2 rRNA genes are annotated in these 2,995 nt (G+C 58.2%); both read left to right on the forward strand.

What is annotated here, in order from left to right:
• Nucleotides 1–2,753, forward strand: a 23S ribosomal RNA gene (locus ACFHPP_RS30730).
• Between the two features lie 126 nt (nucleotides 2,754–2,879).
• Nucleotides 2,880–2,994: ribosomal RNA gene (gene rrf, locus ACFHPP_RS30735) — 5S ribosomal RNA — on the forward strand.
• Nucleotide 2,995: the final 1 nt, after the last annotated feature.

Genomic DNA, 2,995 nt, shown 5'->3' on the forward strand with positions numbered 1-2,995 from the left:
GGAGCAAGACAAGGGCGTTCGGTGGATGCCTTGGCGCCAGAAGGCGATGAAGGACGTGGCACGCTGCGATAAGTCGCGGGGAGATGCGAGCGATCGTTGATCCGCGAATGTCCGAATGGGGAAACCCACTCCGCGAGGAGTATCCCATCCTGAATACATAGGGGTGGGAGGCAAACCCGGGGAACTGAAACATCTCAGTACCTGGAGGAAAAGACATCAACAGAGATTCCGCGAGTAGTGGCGAGCGAAAGCGGAGGAGGCCAGTGGTCATCAGGAAAGAAGGCGAGCAGTCTGGAAAGGCTGGCCATAGTGGGTGATAGCCCCGTAGCCGTAGTGTTTCTGATGATCCTTGAGTAGGGCGGGGCACGTGAAACCCTGTCTGAACGTAGGGGGACCACCCTCTAAGCCTAAATACTCTCTGGCGACCGATAGTGCACAAGTACCGTGAGGGAAAGGTGAAAAGCACCCCGACGAGGGGAGTGAAAGAGACCTGAAACCGAACGCCTACAAGCAGTCGGAGCCCTGACCGTGCAAGCGGTGGGTGACGGCGTACCTTTTGTATAATGGGTCCGCGAGTTTCTGTTGGCAGCGAGCTTAAGCCGTGAGGTGTAGGCGCAGCGAAAGCGAGTCTGAACAGGGCGTTCAGTTGCCGGCAGAAGACCCGAAACCTGGTGATCTAGCCATGGACAGGCTGAAGGTGGGGTAACACCTACTGGAGGGCCGAACCCACGCCTGTTGAAAAAGTCGGGGATGATCTGTGGCTAGGGGTGAAAGGCCAATCAAACCAGGAAATAGCTGGTTCTCCGCGAAATCTATTGAGGTAGATCGTCATGTGATCACCGCCGGAGGTAGAGCACCGGATGGGCTAGGGGGACCCAAAGTCCTACCAAACCCAACCGAACTCCGAATGCCGGCGAGTGCAGCGTGGCAGACAGACAGTGGGTGCTAAGGTCCATTGTCGAGAGGGAAACAGCCCAGACCACCAGCTAAGGCCCCTAATTCGTGGCTAAGTGGGAAAGCATGTGGGACGGCCAAAACAACCAGGAGGTTGGCTTAGAAGCAGCCATCCTTTAAAGAAAGCGTAATAGCTCACTGGTCTAATAGCTGTTCTGCGGCGAAAATGTAACGGGGCTCAAGCCACGAGCCGAAGCTGTGGGTGCGCGAACCTTCGGGTGAGTGCGCGGTAGCGGAGCGTTCCCTAGGCCTGTGAAGCGGTATCCGTGAGGGGCCGTGGAGGTATGGGAAGTGCGAATGCGGACATGAGTAGCGACAAGAAGGGTGAGAAACCCTTCCGCCGAAAATCCAAGGGTTCCTGCGCAAGGCTAATCCGCGCAGGGTGAGCCGGCCCCTAAGGCGAGGGCGAGAGCCGTAGCCGATGGAAACCAGGTGAATATTCCTGGGCCCGTCAGAAGTGACAGCCGTGAAGTGCAGTGATCCCTTATTGGATTGGGGTTGCTGTTGGATCGGCTCGGGAAATAGCTCTGACATATGGACCGTACCCTAAACCGACACAGGTGGATTGGACGAGTATTCCAAGGCGCTTGAGGGAACCATGCTGAAGGAACTAGGCAAATTGCTCGCGTAACTTCGGGATAAGCGAGACCTGCTGGCACGCAAGTGTTGGTGGGTGGCACAGACCAGGGGGTGGCGACTGTTTAGTAAAAACACAGGGCTCTGCGAAATCGAGAGATGACGTATAGGGTCTGACGCCTGCCCGGTGCTGGAAGGTTAAGGGGAGATGTGCAAGCATCGAACTGAAGCCCCAGTAAACGGCGGCCGTAACTATAACGGTCCTAAGGTAGCGAAATTCCTTGTCGGGTAAGTTCCGACCTGCACGAATGGCGTAACGACCTCCCCACTGTCTCCAGCATGGGCTCAGCGAAATTGAATTCCCCGTGAAGATGCGGGGTACCCGCGGTCAGACGGAAAGACCCTATGAACCTTTACTGCAGCTTCGCAGTGGCGCCAGGAAGGGACTGTGTAGGATAGGTGGGAGGCTATGAAGCCGGGGCGCTAGCTTTGGTGGAGCCAACCTTGAAATACCACCCTGTGCCTTTCTGGCGTCTAACCGAGCCCGGTCACCCCGGGCCGGGACCCTGCGTGGTGGGCAGTTTGACTGGGGCGGTCGCCTCCCAAATGGTAACGGAGGCGCGCGATGGTGGGCTCAAGCCGGTCGGACATCGGCTGTTGAGTGCAAAGGCACAAGCCCGCCTGACTGTGAGCGCGACAGCGCGAACAGAGACGAAAGTCGGCCTTAGTGATCCGGTGGTCCCGCGTGGAAGGGCCATCGCTCAACGGATAAAAGGTACTCTAGGGATAACAGGCTGATCTCCCCCAAGAGTCCACATCGACGGGGAGGTTTGGCACCTCGATGTCGGCTCATCGCATCCCGGGGCTGGAGCAGGTCCCAAGGGTTCGGCTGTTCGCCGATTAAAGCGGTACGTGAGCTGGGTTTAGAACGTCGTGAGACAGTTCGGTCCCTATCTGCCGTGGGTGTACGAGACTTGAGAGGATCTGTCCCTAGTACGAGAGGACCGGGATAGACGCACCTCTGGTGAACCAGTTGTCACGCCCGTGGCATGGCTGGGTGGCCAAGTGCGGAATGGATAACCGCTGAAGGCATCTAAGCGGGAAACCAGCCTCAAGACGAGGTCTCGCCGAGGGCCGTGGAAGACCACCACGTCGATAGGCCGCAGGTGTAAGACAGGTAACTGTCTCAGCTGAGCGGTCCTAATCGCCCGATAGCGCTCCTACCACCAACGCCGCACCGGCTCCGGTTCGCAAGAACCGAGCGCCGCGCGCAGCACCAAACCGCACATCAACCTGCCCAACACACACACACACCCAAATCATCAGCATCAGATGTTCTGGCGCGGTGGCCCGGTGGCTATCGCGGGGATGATACACCCGATCCCATCCCGAACTCGGACGTGAAACACCCCAGCGCCCATGGTACTGAGCCTCAAGGCTCGGGAGAGTAGGTCGCCGCCGGGCC

The sequence above is a fragment of the Falsiroseomonas sp. E2-1-a20 genome, from assembly GCF_051433195.1.
Taxonomy (GTDB): Bacteria; Pseudomonadota; Alphaproteobacteria; order Acetobacterales; family Acetobacteraceae; genus Falsiroseomonas.